The sequence below is a fragment of the Vibrio sp. 1CM8B genome (genome assembly GCF_023161685.1).
GTDB classification, from domain to species: Bacteria; Pseudomonadota; Gammaproteobacteria; order Enterobacterales; family Vibrionaceae; genus Vibrio; species Vibrio coralliirubri.
In genome coordinates this window covers 1-19,569 of sequence record NZ_JALNTU010000023.1, presented here as the reverse complement: position 1 = coordinate 19,569, position 19,569 = coordinate 1, and the positions used below count along the sequence as shown (strand labels likewise).

The 19,569-nt window shown below is 45.9% G+C and carries 18 protein-coding genes and 1 riboswitch; of the genes, 7 read left to right on the top strand and 11 right to left on the bottom strand.

Annotated elements, in window-relative coordinates; genetic code table 11:
* The first annotated feature begins 540 nt into the window (after positions 1-540).
* Positions 541-1,038: a thiol peroxidase gene (gene tpx / locus MSG36_RS23430; protein ID WP_048613238.1), complete on the top strand. Its 498-nt coding sequence runs from the start codon at positions 541-543 to the stop codon at positions 1,036-1,038.
* Between the two features lie 151 nt (positions 1,039-1,189).
* Here the strand turns inward: tpx and uvrD are convergent, their stop codons facing one another.
* Positions 1,190-3,364 carry a DNA helicase II gene (uvrD, locus tag MSG36_RS23425; protein WP_017061325.1) on the bottom strand — a complete coding sequence of 725 codons (2,175 nt, stop codon included), beginning with the start codon at positions 3,362-3,364 and terminating at the stop codon, positions 1,190-1,192.
* Positions 3,365-3,628: 264 nt separating this feature from the next.
* On the opposite strand from uvrD, the gene MSG36_RS23420 reads away from it, so the two are divergent.
* From MSG36_RS23420 to MSG36_RS23405, 4 genes are all read left to right on the top strand, one after another.
* Entirely contained in the window at positions 3,629-3,889 is a 261-nt protein-coding gene (locus tag MSG36_RS23420; RefSeq protein ID WP_004736650.1) for a DUF2282 domain-containing protein, read from the top strand.
* Between the two features lie 64 nt (positions 3,890-3,953).
* Positions 3,954-4,814, top strand: coding sequence for a DUF692 domain-containing protein (locus MSG36_RS23415; protein WP_172380882.1), 861 nt, complete (start codon positions 3,954-3,956; stop codon positions 4,812-4,814).
* Positions 4,811-5,578 (top strand): DNA-binding domain-containing protein, encoded by a 768-nt coding sequence (locus MSG36_RS23410; RefSeq protein ID WP_248369892.1) that lies wholly within the window; start codon positions 4,811-4,813, stop codon positions 5,576-5,578. Before MSG36_RS23415 ends, MSG36_RS23410 begins: the two co-directional genes overlap by 4 nt.
* Before the next feature lies 1 nt (position 5,579).
* Positions 5,580-6,038 carry a DoxX family protein gene (locus MSG36_RS23405; protein WP_009848182.1) on the top strand — a complete coding sequence of 153 codons (459 nt, stop codon included), beginning with the start codon at positions 5,580-5,582 and terminating at the stop codon, positions 6,036-6,038.
* Between the two features lie 85 nt (positions 6,039-6,123).
* Here the strand turns inward: MSG36_RS23405 and MSG36_RS23400 are convergent, their stop codons facing one another.
* Together MSG36_RS23400 and MSG36_RS23395 are read right to left on the bottom strand one after the other, a co-directional pair.
* Entirely contained in the window at positions 6,124-6,405 is a 282-nt protein-coding gene (locus MSG36_RS23400; RefSeq protein ID WP_009848181.1) for a hypothetical protein, read from the bottom strand.
* A gap of 102 nt (positions 6,406-6,507) precedes the next feature.
* Positions 6,508-7,707, bottom strand: a complete 1,200-nt coding sequence (locus tag MSG36_RS23395) for a multidrug effflux MFS transporter (RefSeq protein WP_193840009.1) — start codon at positions 7,705-7,707, stop codon at positions 6,508-6,510.
* Between the two features lie 101 nt (positions 7,708-7,808).
* Between MSG36_RS23395 and MSG36_RS23390 the strand changes: the two genes are divergently transcribed.
* Both MSG36_RS23390 and MSG36_RS23385 read left to right on the top strand, forming a co-directional pair.
* Positions 7,809-8,750, top strand: coding sequence for a LysR family transcriptional regulator (locus MSG36_RS23390; RefSeq protein WP_012605070.1), 942 nt, complete (start codon positions 7,809-7,811; stop codon positions 8,748-8,750).
* Between the two features lie 122 nt (positions 8,751-8,872).
* Positions 8,873-10,663: an aminopeptidase P family protein gene (locus MSG36_RS23385; protein WP_248369890.1), complete on the top strand. Its 1,791-nt coding sequence runs from the start codon at positions 8,873-8,875 to the stop codon at positions 10,661-10,663.
* Positions 10,664-10,777: 114 nt separating this feature from the next.
* Here MSG36_RS23385 and thiH read toward each other — a convergent pair whose 3' ends face one another.
* From thiH to MSG36_RS23345, 8 genes are all read right to left on the bottom strand, one after another.
* The gene (gene thiH, locus MSG36_RS23380; RefSeq protein ID WP_050652820.1) at positions 10,778-11,890 is read right to left on the bottom strand and encodes a 2-iminoacetate synthase ThiH; all 1,113 of its coding nucleotides are present in this window, start codon (positions 11,888-11,890) and stop codon (positions 10,778-10,780) included.
* 7 nt (positions 11,891-11,897) lie between these two features.
* Positions 11,898-12,662: a thiazole synthase gene (locus tag MSG36_RS23375; protein WP_248369888.1), complete on the bottom strand. Its 765-nt coding sequence runs from the start codon at positions 12,660-12,662 to the stop codon at positions 11,898-11,900.
* Positions 12,663-12,664: 2 nt separating this feature from the next.
* On the bottom strand, positions 12,665-12,874 hold the full coding sequence (thiS, locus tag MSG36_RS23370; RefSeq protein WP_248369886.1) for a sulfur carrier protein ThiS: 210 nt from the start codon (positions 12,872-12,874) through the stop codon (positions 12,665-12,667).
* Positions 12,871-13,653 (bottom strand): HesA/MoeB/ThiF family protein, encoded by a 783-nt coding sequence (locus MSG36_RS23365; RefSeq protein ID WP_248369884.1) that lies wholly within the window; start codon positions 13,651-13,653, stop codon positions 12,871-12,873. Before MSG36_RS23365 ends, thiS begins: the two co-directional genes overlap by 4 nt.
* Positions 13,643-14,935, bottom strand: a complete 1,293-nt coding sequence (locus tag MSG36_RS23360; RefSeq protein ID WP_248369882.1) for a thiamine phosphate synthase — start codon at positions 14,933-14,935, stop codon at positions 13,643-13,645. Before MSG36_RS23360 ends, MSG36_RS23365 begins: the two co-directional genes overlap by 11 nt.
* Positions 14,935-16,884, bottom strand: a complete 1,950-nt coding sequence (gene thiC / locus MSG36_RS23355) for a phosphomethylpyrimidine synthase ThiC (protein WP_248369880.1) — start codon at positions 16,882-16,884, stop codon at positions 14,935-14,937. The genes MSG36_RS23360 and thiC overlap by 1 nt, the downstream gene beginning before the upstream one ends.
* A 130-nt stretch (positions 16,885-17,014) precedes the next feature.
* Positions 17,015-17,113, bottom strand: a riboswitch (TPP riboswitch).
* A gap of 62 nt (positions 17,114-17,175) precedes the next feature.
* Entirely contained in the window at positions 17,176-17,559 is a 384-nt protein-coding gene (gene crcB, locus MSG36_RS23350) for a fluoride efflux transporter CrcB (RefSeq protein ID WP_004736665.1), read from the bottom strand.
* Positions 17,560-17,659: 100 nt separating this feature from the next.
* Entirely contained in the window at positions 17,660-19,042 is a 1,383-nt protein-coding gene (locus MSG36_RS23345; RefSeq protein ID WP_248369878.1) for a multicopper oxidase family protein, read from the bottom strand.
* Positions 19,043-19,569 lie beyond the last annotated feature (527 nt).

Sequence of the window (19,569 nt, the reverse complement as noted above, 5' to 3'; positions counted from 1 at the left end):
AGGACTTGGTTATCTTCAGGATGAAGATTCGATTACTCAGGATGAATAATCGGCATGGATAGCGAAATGGACATTGAATGGACGCAATAGTAACTAGGATGGTTGCTACTAAGGAAAGACAATGGACACCTCTGGACGAGGAAAGGACTGAACATCAGGATGATGTAAAGGACACCGCTCAAGGAACAAGTGACGCGCGCTAACGAGGATTGTTGGCAGATCAGGATAAGATCAAGGACACCGCTAGGAAGGCGACGAAAGGAATACGCTGAAGGATAACAGCACACTATCATGGATTTGATGCATGGAGCACACTTAGTAGCCGGATTGCTGCGAGTAAGACTATAGACCCCGATGAGCGCAAGCTCTCGGGGTTTTTCTTTATCTGCCGTTTCATTTATTCCCTTCTCAGCAAATAAATCAAAGACCTTTGATTACAATTCTGACATTTAAAGCATTCACTTCTTAACCACTTCGGAGTAACGTAAGTCGAACTAGGCTCAACTAGTTTCATAACCATAATTAAACTAAGGACAATTCATGTCACACGTTACCTTCAAAGGCGCTGCTGTACCGCTAACAGGCACATTCCCACAAACTGGCGAACAAGCACCAAGCTTTGCACTTGCTGCAGGCGATCTTTCTGAACTGACTCTTGCTTCTCTTGAAGGCAAGAAAGTGGTTCTAAACATCTTCCCAAGCATCGACACAGCAACTTGTGCAACGAGCGTACGTACGTTCAACGCAAAAGCGGCTGAGCTTGAAAACACGGTTGTGGTTTGTATTTCTGCTGACCTACCGTTTGCTGCGGGTCGCTTCTGCGAATTAGAAGGTATTGAAGGCGTTCAACACGCTTCAACTTTCCGTTCTCCTGCGTTCGCATCAGACTACGGCGTAGCGATTGCTGAAGGCCCACTATCAGGCCTAACTACACGTGCAGTTGTGGTTGTTGATGAAAAAGGTGTGGTAACACACAGCGAGTTGGTTGCAGAGATCACTGAAGAACCAAACTACGAAGCGGCACTTGCAGCACTGTAAGTCTTCTTCCTAGGCAGGAATGCCTTAAGCTCGATTCAACCTATTTAGACTGGTTCCGAGCAATAAAAAGAGCAGCCATTGGCTGCTCTTTCTGTTTTTAATGCGGTTTACTTTTAAATACTGAACGGTTTTTAAATGCCGAAGTAGCAGATTACAGCTGTTCTAAACGAGCGTAAGCCGTTACTAACCACTTGATGCCTTCACCGTTAAACGCGACTTGAACTCGGCTTTGCGGGCCACTTCCCTCGAAGTTGATGATGGTACCTTCACCAAACTTAGGGTGCTTAACGCGAGATCCCAAGCTAAAGCCTGTTTCGTTGAAATTCTCTTTCACGGCAGTTTGGCTAAAGCGACCGCTGCTTGCAGGACGGCTCACTTGCGCTTTCATACGTACTTCATCCAGACAGGTCTCGGGCAGCTCACGAATAAAGCGTGACGGTTTGTGGTATTTGTCTTGTCCGTACAAACGACGCATTTCAGCGTAGGTGATGTACAGCTTCTCCATCGCACGGGTCATGCCGACGTAACACAGACGACGTTCTTCTTCTAAACGCCCCGCTTCTTCAGCAGACATCTGGCTTGGGAACATGCCTTCTTCGACACCCACCATGAATACCATTGGGAACTCTAGGCCTTTGGCACTGTGCAAAGTCATTAATTGAACCGCGTCATCAAACTCATCAGCCTGACCTTCACCCGCCTCTAACGCTGCATGAGTCAAGAAAGCAGTAAGCATGCTCATCTCATCCGCTTCTTCTGGCTTTTCAAACTGACGCGTTGCCGTTACCAATTCTTCCAAGTTCTCAATACGTGCCTTCGACTTTTCGCCCTTCTCTTGCTCGTACATCGCAAACAGACCCGACGATTTAATCACGTGGTCGGTTTGTTCATGCAGGCTAAGTTCTAGCGTGTCATCTTCAAGCGCATTAATCAGCTCGATAAAGCGACTCAATGCACCCGCAGCACGACCGGGTAGCACTTGCTCTTCTATCAAAGCAACACTGGCTTCCCACATGGTTGCACCACGATCACGCGCTGCAAGACGAATCGTTTCTAACGTTTTATCACCCAAGCCACGCGTTGGCGTATTAACCACACGTTCAAACGCCGCATCATTACTGCGGTTGCTCATTAAGCGCATGTAGCTCAAGGCGTCTCTGATTTCTTGACGCTCGAAGAATCGCATGCCGCCGTAGATTCGGTAAGGTAGACCACCTTGGATCAAAGCTTCTTCAAGAACACGAGATTGGGCGTTATTACGATAAAGCATCGCGGTATCTTCTAGCGCGCCGCCTTTCTCCTGCCACTCTTTGATTTTGCTAACCGTGAAACGCGCTTCATCAAGCTCGTTATAAGCCGAGTACACAGAGATTGGCTCGCCATCGTTGCCATCGGTCCACAGCTCTTTACCCATACGTTCGGTGTTGTTCGAGATAAGCTCGTTCGACGCCTGCAGAATGGTTTTGGTTGAACGGTAGTTTTGTTCAAGTCGAACCGTCGAAGCACCTGGGAATTCATCCAAGAACTTCTGAATATTTTCGATCTTCGCACCACGCCAACCATAGATAGATTGGTCATCATCGCCTACGATCATCACGCGACAATCTGGGCCAGCCATCATACGCAGCCAAGCATATTGGATGTTGTTGGTATCTTGGAATTCGTCGACAAGGATATGCTTAAAGCGTGCTTGGTAGTGCTCTCGGATGTGTTTCTTATCGCGTAATAGCTCATGCGATCTCAACAATATTTCAGCAAAGTCGACCAAGCCAGCACGGTCACATGCTTCTTGGTAAGCAGAATAGATCTTTAACCACGTTTGAGTTATTGGATCATGGTAGGCGTCAATGTGACTTGGGCGTAACCCCTCGTCTTTCTTGCCATTGATCCACCAAGACGCTTGCTTGGCAGGCCACTGCTTTTCATCAAGGTTTTGCGCCTTGATTAAGCGACGTAGCAAACGAATCTGATCATCAGAATCTATGATCTGGAAATCTTCTGGCAGCTTTGCATCTAGGTAGTGAGCACGAAGGATGCGGTGACAAATACCGTGGAAGGTGCCGTTCCACATGCCTGACGAACTACCCATCATCAACTCTTCAATACGACCACGCATTTCTGCTGCCGCTTTGTTGGTGAAGGTAACCGACATAATAGAGAACGGCGATGCTTGCTCTACACTTTGCAGCCAAGCGATACGATGCACCAACACTCGCGTTTTACCACTGCCTGCACCTGCCAGAATAAGTAGGTTTTCTAAAGGTGCCGCGACCGCCTCACGTTGTTTATCGTTTAGGCCATCGAGTAAAAGCGAAGGATCTATCATTGGATATGCTCACTACTGGGTATTTATACATAAAAGTTGATTATAACCTAAACACTAGGCTGCGTTTAGGATAATAAGAAGAAAAAACAATCAAAAATTAACATCATAAATTCAGTAACTTAAAAGATAAAACATCATTAATATTGATAATTTTTATAATACCGTGAAATTATTTCCCGGTTGTTCCTATCCTTTTTAGTAAGCAAGTTAACAATCCATTAACCTGCGATATCAAAATACTATTAAGTCCTAGAGGGAATGACTATGAAAAATTCTAATCTTGCTGTTACAGCTGCAATCACAAGTGTACTAGCGTTCGGCGGTGCAGTTCTTACATCAGCACCTGCGGAAGCAGCAGCAAAAGAAAAATGCTACGGCGTGGCAAAAGCTGGCCAAAATGATTGTGCAACTAAAACAAGCTCATGTGCGGGTACAGCAAAAGAAGACAACCAATCCGATGCATTCGTGGTCGTTCCTAAAGGACTATGTGGCAAATTATCAGGTGGTAATACTCAATCATCATAATTGAGCTGCTTAGTATGGTGAGCTGGTATTCAGCTCACCTCCACTTCTTGTTAGGAGAATCGTTGTGACTCAAACTCTTCACCCCAACGCAGGGGTTGGCCTTAGAACACCGCACTTGGACTTCTTTAGCCAAAATCCAGCCTTAGTAAGTTGGTTAGAAGTTCACAGCGAGAACTACTTCTTAGCTCAATCACCGCAACGCCAACAACTCAGAGAAATTCGTCACGCACACAACATCAGTTGTCACGGTGTTGGGTTGTCGCTAGGTTCTGTTGAGCGCATCAACCAACATCATCTTGTGCAATTAAAAGAGCTCATTGATGATATCGAACCCTTCTTAGTTTCTGATCATCTCAGTTGGAGTCAGACAGGTGGTCATTACTTCAATGACTTGTTACCGCTGCCTTATACCGAAGAAGCGCTAGAGGTCTTTTGTCGCAATGTCATCGAGGTACAAGACAGCCTGCAACGCCCTATGCTGATTGAGAACCCATCGAGCTACCTTGCCTTCAAGCATTCAACCATCCCAGAGTGGGAGTTTTTAGCCGAGGTACAGAAGCGCACCGAGTGTCGCCTACTGCTCGATTTCAATAATATTTTTGTCTCATCTTTTAATCATGGCTTCAGCTGTGAAGAGTATCTCAATGGAATACCGGCAGACAAAGTGGAAGAGATTCACTTGGCAGGTTTCACTAAGAAGAAACTCGAACAAGGCGAGATCTGGATAGACACCCACAGTAAACCTGTCTGTGACGAAGTGTGGCAACTCTATACTGACTGGATTGCACAACATGGTTTGCGCCATACCTTGATTGAGTGGGATCTAGATATCCCAGAACCACAAGTCTTATTGGCTGAAGCAACCAAAGCCAGTGATATCTTGTATCAACACGACAAGTTCAACCACAGGAGTCGCGCATCATGAGCCACTCCCTAGCAGATGTTCAATCAGAGTTTGCGAACGCCCTACGCTACCAAAACAGTGGTGAGCATTGCGACATAGTGAGCGACCATTTTACTGATGAGCAACGAATCCAGATTTACCGTAATAACTTTGTGATTAGCTTGAGCGAAGTACTTGCAGCGACCTATCCACTCACCGAGATGTTAGTCGGCGAAGAGTGCTTCCAACAAATGGCTCGTCAACATGTCTTAAGTTATCCATCAACCTCTGGTGATGTCAGCGGTTATGGGGAACACTTTGCACAGACTATCCAAGCCTTTCCTGCCGTTATTGAGGCAGCCCCTTATCTCGGTGAAGTGGCTTTATATGAATGGAAAAAAGATAGCTTGGTGAGATGCGTTTCAGAATCAAAAGCCGGCCAACGTCCTCTTGCTGGTTTAGCTGATGTGCCACCAGAGCAACAAGGCGCTTTAGTCTTTCATCTCAAAGATTCAATAACGCTCATTAATTCTAACTATACGATTATCGCGCTTGAACACGCTATCTATCAGCAACAACTCGATGGCTTAGACATCAACCAACCTGAGTTTGGGGTGTTAATACGAGCCGAGAATTCTCAGATTGAGAGTCACCACTTGGGTGAACAATGCCATCAGCTACTTCGCGAATTTCAATCAAGCCAAACGCTCGTAGCGATAGACCCTTCATTACTACAACATCTGAATACTGTCATGGCGCTTAACGTCATCTCAGGCTTTTCAATCAATGCCGAATTGGAGACATAATATGGATAACAACACAGTCACAAACATGATGGCTCAATACGACAGTTTGATTGAGAAATCACAAGCACTCTTTGTTCCGGTGCTACTGCTATTTTGTCGCCTATGGGTGGCGTGGGTATTCTTTAATTCTGGCCTCACAAAGATAGCGACTTGGGACAGCACCCTTTACTTGTTTGAGTTGGAATACCAAGTGCCATTGCTCCCTTGGGAGTTAGCCGCCTACATGGGTACCGCAGCTGAATTGATTCTGCCGGTATTCTTAGCGCTTGGCTTATTAACACGACCTATGGCAGCGGTGCTGTTCGTGTTCAATATCATTGCGGTTGTGTCTTACCCAGTGTTATGGGCGCAAGGCTTCTATGATCATCAGTTGTGGGGATTAATGATTCTTATCGTTGTCGTATGGGGCGCTGGGCCATTCTCACTTGATCGAATTTTGAAAGCACAGTTTAGAGGTTAGAACGAACTTTCATTCGCACTAAATTGATATACCCCAAAACGCAAAAAACCACTCAATTGAGTGGTTTCTTTTTAACTGGGATAAACTACTTATTCAGAAAAGCTTGTAGCTCTTCAGCAGAGATACCTTGCTCGGCTAGCTCTTTTGCTAGTAGCTGAACCTGCTCACCCTTACGAGACTCTACCACACGCTGAAATTGGTAAATGATGTCTCGCAAAGTATCGATTGGAACTTGTTTTGCCGCACTGCGAATACGCTCTTCACTTTGGTTGCCTAGCTCTTTAAGCAGTTTACCAAACATGACCTTTTCAGGTGCATCTTCCATTTGTTCTAAGACGCGCGCCATTTCGTAGGTTGTTAATGACATTACAGTATTTTCCGTTGGGGACTAACGTTTCAATGAGTGACAAATATACCATGTTTTAACGTTTCGCAAACCGCCATTTGTATATTTTGTCACCCTTGAGACTTACGCCTTAGCAAACGTGGTGTGCCACGACTTGCCTGCTTTGCTCGCAAGCACTAACAACGCAGGAACAATAAGGAACATTTGCAGCGCAATCATCACTTGAGACGTTAAATCAAGGCGTTGCATGGTACCAACAAGCAGCCCTGAGCCACTCATTTGGAACAAGCCAAGCAGTGCAGCAGCTGTGCCCGCACGGTCACCGAAAGGTTCAAGAGCCTTACCAGCAGCAGCACCGAGAATCCAAGCAAAACCCACTGAAGACAAGAAGATTGGCAGCATGAATGCAATTGGGCTAGCGTGTTCTGCAAGCACTAACATAATCACGCCCGCTAAACCCAGCGTTGAGATACCAACGACCAGTGCTTTATAGGTACCAAAGCGGTCCATAAATTTAGGTGCAGTAAACGCAGCTGCAATGTTGATGGCCGCATTAACACCAAACCAGAAAGTAAACTCTTTCATGGTCAGGCCTAGGTTTTCCATCAACACAACCGGTGCAGAGGTGACATAAGCGAGAATCACTGCCATCGCCATCAGACACAAGGTTGCGTGGAAAAGGAATGATGGTGTTTTCAATACTGACCAGTATCGCTCAAGCTTGAACACCGCAACCTTTTCTGTCGCAGGGTTAGACTCTTTCATTTGGAAAAATAAGATAGTGCCAACAACGACAGCGAAGCCTGCCATAAAGCTAAAGTTCGAACGCCAACCAAATTGATGAGTTAACCAAGCGCCAAGAATGGGTGCCAAAGCAGGAATAAAACAGATTGCACCATTAAGGTAGCTGATCATACGGCCACTCTTCTCTGGGCCAAATAGATCGCGAACCGTTGCAAAGGCTGCTACAGAAGTCGCACAAGCTCCTAAGCCTTGTAGCAGCCGAGCCATTAGCATCATATCAATCGATTGAGCTGCCCACGCCAAGCAAGCACTCAATGCATAGATACTAACACCTCCCAATGCAACGGTTCGACGTCCTAACTTATCAGCCAAAGGCCCAGCAAATAATTGCCCGACACCCATGGCGAATAAAAACCAGGTAATCGTATCTTGTGCTAGTGCATGTTCCACGTGAAACGCTGTCGAAATTTGTGGCAGAGCTGGTAGATAGATATCAATAGCCAAGGGGCTAAATAGAACCAACATTGCCAATAAAGCAACCTGCAGTTTACTAGGGGTTGGAAGCACGTTAGAAGGCACAAGATTCTCCGAATGAGTTAATTTAGGTGCATAATAACCAACTAAAGATATGAACAAAAATGGCATATACTCATTAGCATTATTCCAAATAGGAAACTCATATGAATATTGAGAAACTATCACGCCTCGACTTAAACCTACTGGTTTGCTTACAGGTGCTGATGGAAGAGCTAAGCGTCACTCGCACCGCACATCGATTGTGTCTGAGTCAATCGGCTGTAAGTAAATCGCTAGCCAAGCTTCGTGAACAATTTAATGACCCTCTTTTCACGCGAAGTGCACATGGCCTGCGACCAACTCCAAAAGCGGTTTTCCTTAAGCCTCGCTTAGAGACGTTGATCAACCAACTAGATGTCCTTACCCAGCCGGAAACTTTTATCCCCAATAACAGCGACCACAGCTTTCACATCGCTGCCGTTGAGAGTGTTTACCCACTGATTCTTCCGCACTTCTTACCGGCAATATTTCGACAAGCGCCTAAGGTCAATATCAACACCCACGCGTGGACCGAGCAAACCTTTAAGAAACTACAGCTTGGTGAACTAGATATTGGACTCACCGGCAAAGACATCGACATTAACGATGCACGTTTAACCATGCTGCCGCCAGACGACATCTGTGAGCAAGAGATCTATCGCGATGCACAAATGTGTGTGTTAAGACGCAACCACCCTGCTCTGAGTGGCAAATGGGATCTAGAAACCTACCTCGCCCAGCGTCATGTACAAGTAAGATGTGATGGTAACGACCGTTGGCTGCTCGATTACAAACTTGCCGACCTTGGCCACCAACGTGATATAGCTATCTCAGTACCGGACTTTAATAGTGCCGCTAGCCTGTGTACCTACACCGACTTTGTGTTTACCGCACCAAGCCACTTTACTTACCTTGTCGCCAAACAACTCGACTTAGTGGTTGTGCCTTTACCAATGGAATTCCCGCCGATGGCATACACTCTGTTTTGGCACCGTGATAGAGAAAATGACCCAGCGCTAACTTGGTTGCGAGATATCATCAAAGAAAAAACTCTGCATCTTAGATAAAAATGGCGTACAGCGTTTGCAGCAAACGAACAAAAGCGCTAGCTTATTGACCTAATAAGTCCCCTCATATGTATATCTACTGTGAGTGTTAACAAGGACCCTAACAATAAGGATAAACACAGATGCACAATATCACTGCTGAACGCGTTGATGCGGTTCGAGCTTGGCTTGAAACAAACAACCTAGATGCCGTTATCATTCCACACGAAGACGAATATTTAGGTGAATACGTTCCAGCTCATAACGAGCGACTTCACTGGTTAACAGGTTTCACTGGCTCTGCTGGTGCGGCGGTTATCACTCGTGAGAACGCTGCTATTTTTGTTGATGGTCGCTACACGGTTCAGGTTCGTAAGCAGGTACCAGCAGAGTTATTTGAGTATCGCCACCTTATTGAAGAACCGGCTTTAGATTGGATCATCACTTCTCTAGCACAAGGCAGCAAGGTTGCATTCGACCCACGCATGCACACCGCCGCTTGGTTGAAAGGCGCTCAAGCTAAACTGGCAGAGAAAGTTGAACTAACAACGCTACCTTCGAATCCAATTGATGAGCTTTGGTCTGATCGTCCTGAGCCGGTGGTATCTGATGTTCGCCTAATGGCAACAGATGCCGTAGGCCAATCAAGTGAAAGCAAACGTGCGGAGATTGCTGGCTTACTAAAAGCCAAAGGTGCTGATGCCGCTATCCTTACGGAACTCGATTCGATCTGTTGGTTGCTTAACATCCGTGGTTTGGACGTATCTCGCCTACCTGTTGTGCTATCCAACGCGATCATTCACGCTGATGAAAGCGTAGATTTCTTCCTAGACCCTACTCGTATTCCTACTGGCTTTGAAGCACACGTTGGCAATGGTATTCGTGTGTCTCACCCATCAGAGCTTGAAGCCCGACTTCAATCTTTAGAAGGAAAGAATGTATCTGTCGATTCAGGTACCAGCAACGCTTGGTACACGCTGGTTCTACAAAACTCTGGTGCTCATATCATTGAAGCAGCAGACCCATGCCTCATGCCAAAAGCAGCAAAGAATGAAACTGAAATTGCCGGCATGAAAGCGTGTCACATTCGTGATGGTGTTGCGATGGCGAAGTTCCTATCTTGGATTGATGCAGAAGTCGCGCAAGGTAATCTGCACAATGAAGCTGTGCTAGCAGACAAAGTTCAATCATTCCGCGAACAAGACCCAACGCTGATGGACCTAAGTTTTGACACAATTTCAGCAGCAGGCGGCAACGCAGCAATGTGTCACTACAACCACGAGAACCAACCTGAACCAGGTCAGTTAGAGATGAATACTCTGTACCTAGTCGATTCAGGTGGTCAGTACCTAGACGGCACAACCGACATCACTCGCACTATCGCAATTGGTCAGCCAAGCGACGAAATGATCCAGCAGTTCACGCTAGCACTTAAAGGTCATATCGGTATCGCGCGTGCACGCTTCCCACAGGGTACTCGTGGTTTCCAACTGGATATCCTAGCTCGCCAGCATTTATGGGCAGAAGGCTTCGACTACGACCACGGTACTGGTCACGGTGTTGGTCATTTCCTAAGTGTTCATGAAGGTCCTCAAAGCATCTCTAAGAAGCTAATCGACGTACCTCTTATTGAAGGCATGGTGTTATCAAACGAGCCGGGTTACTACCGTGCAGATGAATTTGGTATCCGTATCGAAAACCTAGAACTGGTGGTTGAGCTGCCAACTCAAGGTGACTTCTCAGTACTAACGTTTGAATCACTAACACGCTGTCCTATCGATAAGCGCAACATCAACGTCGATCTACTGACACGACCTGAACTTGCATGGCTTAACGATTACCACCAGAAAGTATGGAACGATGTTAGCCCATTAGTTGAAGGTGATACGTTGGAATGGTTACGCCAATCAACCACTCCACTTGCGCACGCTTAATGTTGCGCTAATTCAAACTTGATGAAATGAAAAACGGCTACCCTTGGGTAGCCGTTTTTATTTGTCGATTTAACTTCGTCGATGTTTCACGTGGAACATCAACCTATATGCTCATTATCCAGAGTAAGCACTGTGCCAGTCTCGCCATACAGGATCGAAACCACGTTGACGAATCATTGACTCAACATCGGCAGCACTTCGCTCGTCACTTATTTCAAACTGTTCGAGCTCTTCTTCACCTGAAGCATAACCACCAGGTTGGGTTTTAGACGCAGCAGACATACTGGTGATTCCCAATGGCAACACGTTGTCGCGGAAAGCTGCAGACTCACGAGTCGAGAGAGACAGTTCAACCTCAGGGTTTAATAAGCGATAAGCACAGATAAGTTGAACCAACTGTTTATCACTCATAATCGATTTAGGCTGTAAACCACCCTCACACGGACGAAGACGTGGGAATGAAATCGAGTAACGTGTTTGCCAATAAGTGCGCTCAAGATAGTCTAAGTGAGCGGCCACGAAGAAGCAGTCGGTACGCCAATCTTCCAAGCCAATCAAAGCGCCAATGCCTATCTTATCAATACCCGCTTTTGCCAAACGATCGGGCGTTTCGAGCCGGTATTCAAAATCCATTTTATTGCCACGCAAGTGGTGTTCCGCGTAGGTACTTGGGCTATAGGTTTCTTGGTAAACCATCACCGCATCTAAGCCGAGAGTTTTAAGCTCTGCGTAGTCATCTTGATCAAGCGGCTGCACTTCCATCGCAAGATAGTTAAATTGTGCCTTAATATTCGGTAGCACTTCACGGAAGTACTTCATCCCGACCTTGGTTTCATGTTCACCAGTCACCAACAGTACACTATCAAACTTCATCTTTTTGATAGCGGCACTTTCAGCATCGATTTCATCCAAAGTAAGTGTGCGACGCTTAATGCGGTTCTCCATTGAGAAACCACAATAAGTGCACGCATTTGCACATAAGTTTGAGAGGTACAATGGAATATATAACGACATTGTATTGCCGAATCGCTTGCGTGTTAATGCCAACGATTGTTGCGCCATCTGCTCTAAGTAAGGTTCTGCTGCCGGAGAGATTAAAGCCTTAAAGTCTTCCAAGTCGCGTTTAGGTTTACTCAGAGCGCGCTCAACATCCGCTGCCGTTTTACTGAAGATAGACATACCAATGTCATCCCAGTTGAGCTGTTTAAATCGATCAACAAACGTCATAGGGACACTACTCGTCTAGAAATGAAGTTAGCGGACTAGAAGCAACCGCGTGAGACACCTGACCAGCGAGACCAGAAAGGTAAGCCATACGGCCAGCTTCAACTGCCAGTTTAAAAGCAATCGCCATATCAACGGGTTGTTGAGAAGCCGCAATCGCAGTATTCACTAACACGGCATCCGCGCCCATTTCCATTGCACGAGCAGCATGAGATGGCGCACCAATACCAGCGTCAACAATCACAGGGACGTTCGCTTGGTCGATAATGATCTCTAAGAAGTCGGCCGAAGCGATACCTTTGTTCGATCCAATCGGTGCACCTAACGGCATAACCGCAGCACACCCCACCTCTTCCAATCGTTTACACAACACTGGGTCAGCGTGGCAATAAGGTAATACAACAAAGCCATCTTTCACCAGTTGTTCAGCAGCGTTAAGCGTCTCTATTGGGTCTGGCATCAAGTACTTTGGGTCCGGATGAATCTCAAGTTTTAACCAGTTAGTACCGAGTGCTTCGCGAGCCAAGTGTGCGGCAAAAATCGCATCTTTCGCGTTCTTCGCACCAGAGGTATTCGGAAGTAGATTAACGCCAGCATCAATAATTGGCTGCAAAATATCATCTTGCTCAGAACGAATATCGACTCTCTTCAGTGCCATGGTTGCCAGTTGAGAACCTGACGCTTCGATAGCACTCGCCATCAAATGTTTGTTTGCGAACTTGCCGGTTCCAGTGAACAGGCGTGATTGAAACGTTTTATCTGCGATGGTTAACATGGTTAGCCCCCTGCAATAGCTTGGAAAAGAGAGATGGAATCGCCTTCGTTGACGATGGTTTTTTGCCATTGACTGCGTGGTACAACCGCATTATTGATAGCAAATACACAGCCTAGATCGGGTAGTGAAAGCGCTTGGATGATATCCGCTAGAGACGACGATTGTGCAACCTGCTCTGGTTGCTCATTGATAGAGATCGTTATGTTGCTCATCGGGTTTCTTCTTCTAAATAGTTAACTGTAGATGTGCAGCAAACGGGGCATTCACTATCTTGAGTGACACTTAAGTTTTGCCAGTTCATCGTCTGACCATCAAACAGTTTGAGCTGATGTGTTGCAACTTGGAACTCACCAGTGCTAATACGTTGAATCGCAGCCAGTGCTTGGAGGTTGCCTATGGTGCCAACAACTGGGCCGGTGATGCCGCTATCGCTACAACGTGTCGTTTGCGGATGGTGACTGAACGGGAATAAACAGTGATAGCACCCTTTCTGCTTCTGATAATCAAAGACAATAAACTGACCTTTCCAGCCGATCGCAGAACCAGAAATCAAAGGCGTACTGCTGCCAAAACATGCTTGGTTAACCTGCTGGCGCGACTCAAAGTTGTCAGTACAATCCAACACCAAATCAGCGAGCATCACCTCAAGCTCAAGTTGGCTTTGAGTCATTCGCTTATTGATGATTCTTACTTGGCTTCGACCATTAAGCTCACTCAGTTGTTGCTTCAGAGCTGCAACCTTAGGTGAACCTAACTGACTTTCCTTGAACGCTACCTGTCGTTGCAGGTTAGACGAATCCACACAGTCATCATCAACCAATACGATTTTTCCGACACCGGAAGCAGCAAGATAGAGAGCTGCTGCATTTCCTAAGCCACCACAACCGATGACCAACACATGGCTATCTAATAGATTGCGTTGCCCTTGCTCACCCACTTCAGGGAGTGCGATTTGTCGTTGATAACGAATGAATTCGAAATCACTCAGCATGACTTAGCTCCTGAGTTACCTCATTAGCAGGACTTGTAGAACTGTCAGCCATTAATGCTTCGAAGAACTCAATCACTTGTTTTGGGTCTTCGGCTAACGTAATCGCACGTACAACAGCAAGGCTCGATACCCCACAACTCCACACCTGTGCAGCCGTCGACTGGTCAATTCCACCAATCGCAACCGTCGGATAACCAGTGAGTTCTTCTGTATATGGGATAGTATCAATCAGCTGCTGATAGAGAGATAAACGCACAAGCCCCTGAGGCTTCGATGGCATCTGCTTAGTGGTGGTTGGGAATATATGACCCAGCGCAATATAGCTTGGGTTGATTTGCACAATACGTAGCAACTCGTAATAGCCATGAGTCGAGAGACCGATCTTAATACCAGCTTGGCTCAATTGAGATAGGTTGGATTCTTCGATGTCCTCTTGACCCAAATGAACACCAAAAGCATCATGCTTGAGTGCCAATTGCCAATAGTCATTGATAAAAACCTGAGCGTTGTGCTCGCTACCGAGATCGATAGATCGTGCGATTTGTTGTTCTAAATCTGCTTGCTGTGGGTTCTTAATACGCAGTTGAACTGTGTTGATTCCAAGCTTGAGCAGCCTTTCGATCCACTCAACATCATCTACCACTGGGTATAGTCCTAGGCTACTCTTACTCAGTTCAGGGAACGAAAGTGATGTGCCTTGGTGCGCCCAACCAACACTCATATTCAGTCGCTCATCTTCGAGAACGGGAATAGGAAAGCTTTGGTAGTTTGCTGGCCATGTTCCACGTGAAACATTAGATGCTGCGCGAGCTAAAACCAGTGCATCTTCTAATGAGAACTCCAACGCCAACAAAGTAAGTAACCAAGCAAAGTGGCCACGACTATCTAACTCCTGATGAGCTGGAGTTTCACTCTTGATAGCACGATTTGAATCTAGTTGTGACCAGATATCCAATGCAGCTGAGTCATCTAAGACACCGATATAGATGGTATTCGGAGTTTGTGCCAAGGCATCGCGGACACCAGCTAGCGCCACTGAATGACTGTATTCAACGATATGATCAAGCTCACTTGAGCGACACTCCGCCAATGAATCAACATCATGAGCAAAACCAATAGATAACGCTTGCTGAGCATCAACGATAGAGAAGCATTGAGTTGGGCTTACACCCAACTCAACTGCATCGGTTGCCAAGCCTTGTCGCTTAGCAACCAATAGACAGCTTTGCACCTCTCCCGTTAGCTCAATATTTTGAGATGGGATAAGAATCTTCACTGTCATTATTCCTCTAATTGAGCTTCTTTTGCACCTACTGCAGGGTGATAAAGTTCAGAGCCAGTATCACGGAACTCTTGTGATTTCTGACGCATCCCTTCCAACGGATTATCAAGCATCTTAATCTCGATAGCCTGATCAGCTGCCACTTGTTCAGTGTCTTTCGCGTACTCTCGAACTTCTTGAGAGATCTTCATTGAGCAGAATTTAGGACCACACATTGAGCAGAAGTGAGCAACCTTGCCCGACTCTTGCGGTAAGGTTTCATCATGGAAAGAACGCGCAGTTTCTGGATCTAAAGCTAGATTAAATTGGTCTTCCCAACGGAATTCAAAACGAGCTTTAGATAATGCATTATCTCGGATTTGTGCGCCCGGATGTCCTTTAGCCAAGTCTGCAGCGTGTGCAGCAAGCTTATAAGTAATCAGGCCAGTCTTTACATCTTCTTTATTTGGTAAGCCTAGATGCTCTTTAGGGGTTACATAACAGAGCATCGCACAGCCGTACCAACCAATCATGGCCGCGCCAATTCCAGAGGTAATGTGGTCATAACCAGGGGCAATATCGGTAGTCAATGGACCTAATGTATAGAACGGTGCTTCATGGCAGTGCTCTAACTGCTCGTCCATGTTCTCTTTAATCAGGTGCATTGGTACATGTCCAGGGCCTTCAATGATCACCTGCACGTCGTATTCCCAAGCAACCTTAGTCAACTCACCCAAAGTACGTAATTCGGAGAATTGAGCTTCATCATTGGCATCAGCAATCGAACCTGGACGTAGACCGTCACCTAATGACAGAGCGACATCGTACTTCGCACAGATCTCACAGATCTCACGGAAGTGGGTATAAAGGAAGCTTTCTTGGTGATGAGCAAGACACCATTTAGCGATGATAGAGCCGCCACGAGAGACAATACCAGTCACACGTTTAGCGGTCATAGGAACGTAGCGAAGCAATAAGCCTGCGTGGATAGTAAAGTAATCAACACCCTGCTCTGCTTGTTCAATCAAGGTATCGCGCATCACTTCCCAGTTAAGGTCTTCTGCAACGCCATTCACTTTTTCAAGCGCTTGATACATTGGAACTGTACCAATTGGTACTGGGCTATTACGTAGGATCCATTCGCGAGTCTCGTGAATATTACGACCGGTAGAAAGGTCCATCACGGTATCTCCACCCCAGCGAGTTGACCAGACTAACTTCTCAACTTCTTCTTCAATCGAAGAACTTACTGAAGAGTTACCGATATTGGCGTTCACTTTCACTAAGAAGTTTCGGCCAATAATCATCGGCTCGGATTCAGGATGGTTAATGTTCGACGGAATGATAGCTCGGCCTTCAGCGACTTCTTTACGCACGAACTCAGGGGTGATTTCTTTCGGCAGGTTTGCGCCAAAGTTATGGCCAGGGTGTTGGTGGTTCAACTGCTCATCAGCAAATTTCTGACGTCCCATGTTCTCACGTATCGCAATGTACTCCATCTCAGGAGTAATAATCCCCTGACGAGCATAGTGCAGCTGAGTAACACATTGATCGCCAGTCGCGCGACGAATTCTAGGCAGATTACCGTAACGAAGGTCGTCTAGAGTTTCATCTTCTAAACGCTCTTTGGTATAAACAGAGCTTACATCGTCTAATAGTTCTGTATCACCGCGCTCTTCAATCCATTGCTCTCGTAACTTAGGAAGGCCACTGTAAAGGTCAATTTCGTGCGTAGGGTCAGTATAAACACCAGAAGTGTCGTATACATGAATTGGTGCATTAGGTTCGAATACAGGATCTTTTTTGGTACCACCAACAAGGCTATCTGCTAGTGATATTTCTCGTACAGGGACTTGAATGTCCTCGCGAGATCCTTGGATGTAAGCTTTTTTTGAATTTGGATAAGGTTGCACGGATAAAGAATCAATGAAATTCTTCGCTTCCAGTCTTGCTTGTTTACGACTCGACATAGCATTTTTCCTTGGCTTTTAGCCATTATTTATAGGGATAAAAATGCTTGACGGATAAGATGCTACAAGAGGGATCACAGCAAGAAAATACAGTTGTGATCTGGAGATAGATCTCTAGAAGGATTCTAGTTAGATATCTACTCTTGTTCCCTTCGCAGGTATTAGCCTGATCAGGTTCAACGGATCCCGAGTTAACGGTCTCAGCCATATGGCACTCCGACAAGTACGATCGAGTATATAAAAACGGCTTAGATAAACCAAGCCGAGCTGTTAACAAATCGTAAGAAAGTTTTAAGACTTTATCAGAAGTTGGAAGCCGATCCATGCGGCTGAAATACTGAGCACCACATTGAGCAGTACATTGAGTCCCATCTTGAAAAACGCGCCCTGCTGCATAAGAAGCACGTTATCCATCGAAAACGTAGAAAATGTCGTCAGGGCTCCAAGGAAACCAAGACCGATAATTTGTCTCCACGGCTCCGTCGCAACCATCTCATTTTCAAACGCGGCGATGAGCAATCCCATAATCAAAGAGCCAATCACGTTAACAGTCAGCGTACCGTAAGGAAAACCACGTCCCAACATCACAACGCATAACTCTGAAATCAAGTAACGTGAACAAGCACCAAACGCGCCACCGATGGCGATAAAACCTAGAATAGATAACTGACCCATGAATCCTCCCAAACAATAATCCCTATATTCTAGCTTTAACGCCGATAAAAGCGAGGGTAGAAACTAAGAATGCATGCGCAAATATTAAACGTTACAGGTGTCACTTAACTTCAATATATCCCATCAAACCCGTTTTCATGTGTTCGATAACATGACAGTGATACATCCAGCGGCCAGGGTTGTCGGCAACAAATGCGGCTTTAGCTCGACCGTTTTTTCCAAGTAACACTGTATCGGTATGGAAAGGCTCTTCAACTTTCTTCCCATCAAGTTCCAATACAGTGAATGTATGACCGTGAATATGAATCGGGTGATGGTATTGAGTGACGTTCTTAAGATCGAATATATAGGTTTTACCCAATTCTAAAGTCGCCAACGGTTCAGGGATATTATCTTTGCTCATCCCTTCCCATGCACGTTTATTAGTTAGCCAAAACTTAGGCATAGATTTTCCATCTTTAGATACTGGAGAAACCGCACCTTCCCATTCAAATAAAAAGTCGATTTCTTCTGCATTAGCCAAATCTAAGTTGGGCACAGGATTAAGGGGTAAAGAAGGTAGAGAGCGATTCTCAACAAGGGTTGAATCTACAACCTCGAACTCACACAAAGAGAAAGGAAAGCGCCCTTTCATTTGAAGGACGCTCACTCGCCCACCTGCTTTGGGTGCTATCAATCCAATATCCACTCGCATCCCTGGGCCTATTTTATGTTGAGTCAGTTTATAAGGTGTTTTTACAGGGTTACCATCAATGGCAATCACCCATGCCTCAGCCCCTTCGACAGCAATAGGATAAGTGATCGTATTATCGACATTAGCGATACGCAGCCTGGTCGTTGCATGTTGTTTTAACTGATAGACAGGCTCATGTATTCCATTAACGCTACTCCACTCTCCTGGCGTACCCATACGAGCACTGAGTCGTGGGATCATTAGATCTTTCCATTGGCCTTTCTTATCTATATGCCAATGTTTAAGCATCAGTGCGTGCTCTTCATCAAACTGCACTGGAATGCTCTCGTCTACGATAATAAGACCAACCAAGCCCATACCAAGCTGTTTAACGCTATTCATATGTGGGTGATACCAAAACGTACCAGCATCTGGTGGCGTAAATTCATAAATGAATGTTTCACCAGGCATGATCGGTGGCTGACTTAAGAAGGGAACCCCATCCATTTCGATGGGAATTCTTAAACCATGCCAATGAATTGTCGTCGGCTCTGATAGCTTATTCGTAAAGCGGATCGTAACCTTTTCACCCTGTCGACATCGAATCGTTGGTGCTGGAATCTGACCATTAAAGCCTAGAACATTAGTCTCAAACCCCGTCACGAGTTCAGCGGTTGAAGGCTCTGCCGTTAGGTCATAAACATACTTTCCTTGTTCATCAACCGCCCGTTTCATAGAGCAAGCAGGCAGTACAGTGAGTGCAGATATAGCGAGAGATGATTGAATAAACTTGCGACGGGAAATATCCATATTTGTTGCCTTTTAGTAATAACGACCAAAATGTAACAAAATATTGAGAATAATTCTCATAAAGAAGCGTGGTTTGTGCTGTTGGCTGTTTATAAAAGAGGCTGAGATAAGTAAGCACTTACACTTTTAAGGCTAGGTTTTAGTAAAGGTAGGCATTACCGACTAAAAATCGAACAAGTATAAAGCAAAAAGTTCTGCCGGGACGCGCAGTCTAGAGCCTTAAATATGGACGGAAGGAGAGATTAGACCGGGCTGGCGAGCTAGGGGAACGCCTAGTTATCCCAATATTGCTTCGTAGAAGCAACAGATGCAAAAAAACCAGCATTTCTGCTAGAGCCTTAAATATGGCAGGGGTGGAGAGATTAGACCGGGCTGGCGATCCAGCTCCCAACATTGCTTCGTAGAAGCAACAGATGCAAAAAAGCCCCAGCATTTCTGCTGAGGCTTCGTATATGGCAGGGGTGGAGAGATTCGAACTCCCAACACGCGGATTTGGAATCCGCTGCTCTGCCAATTGGAGCTACACC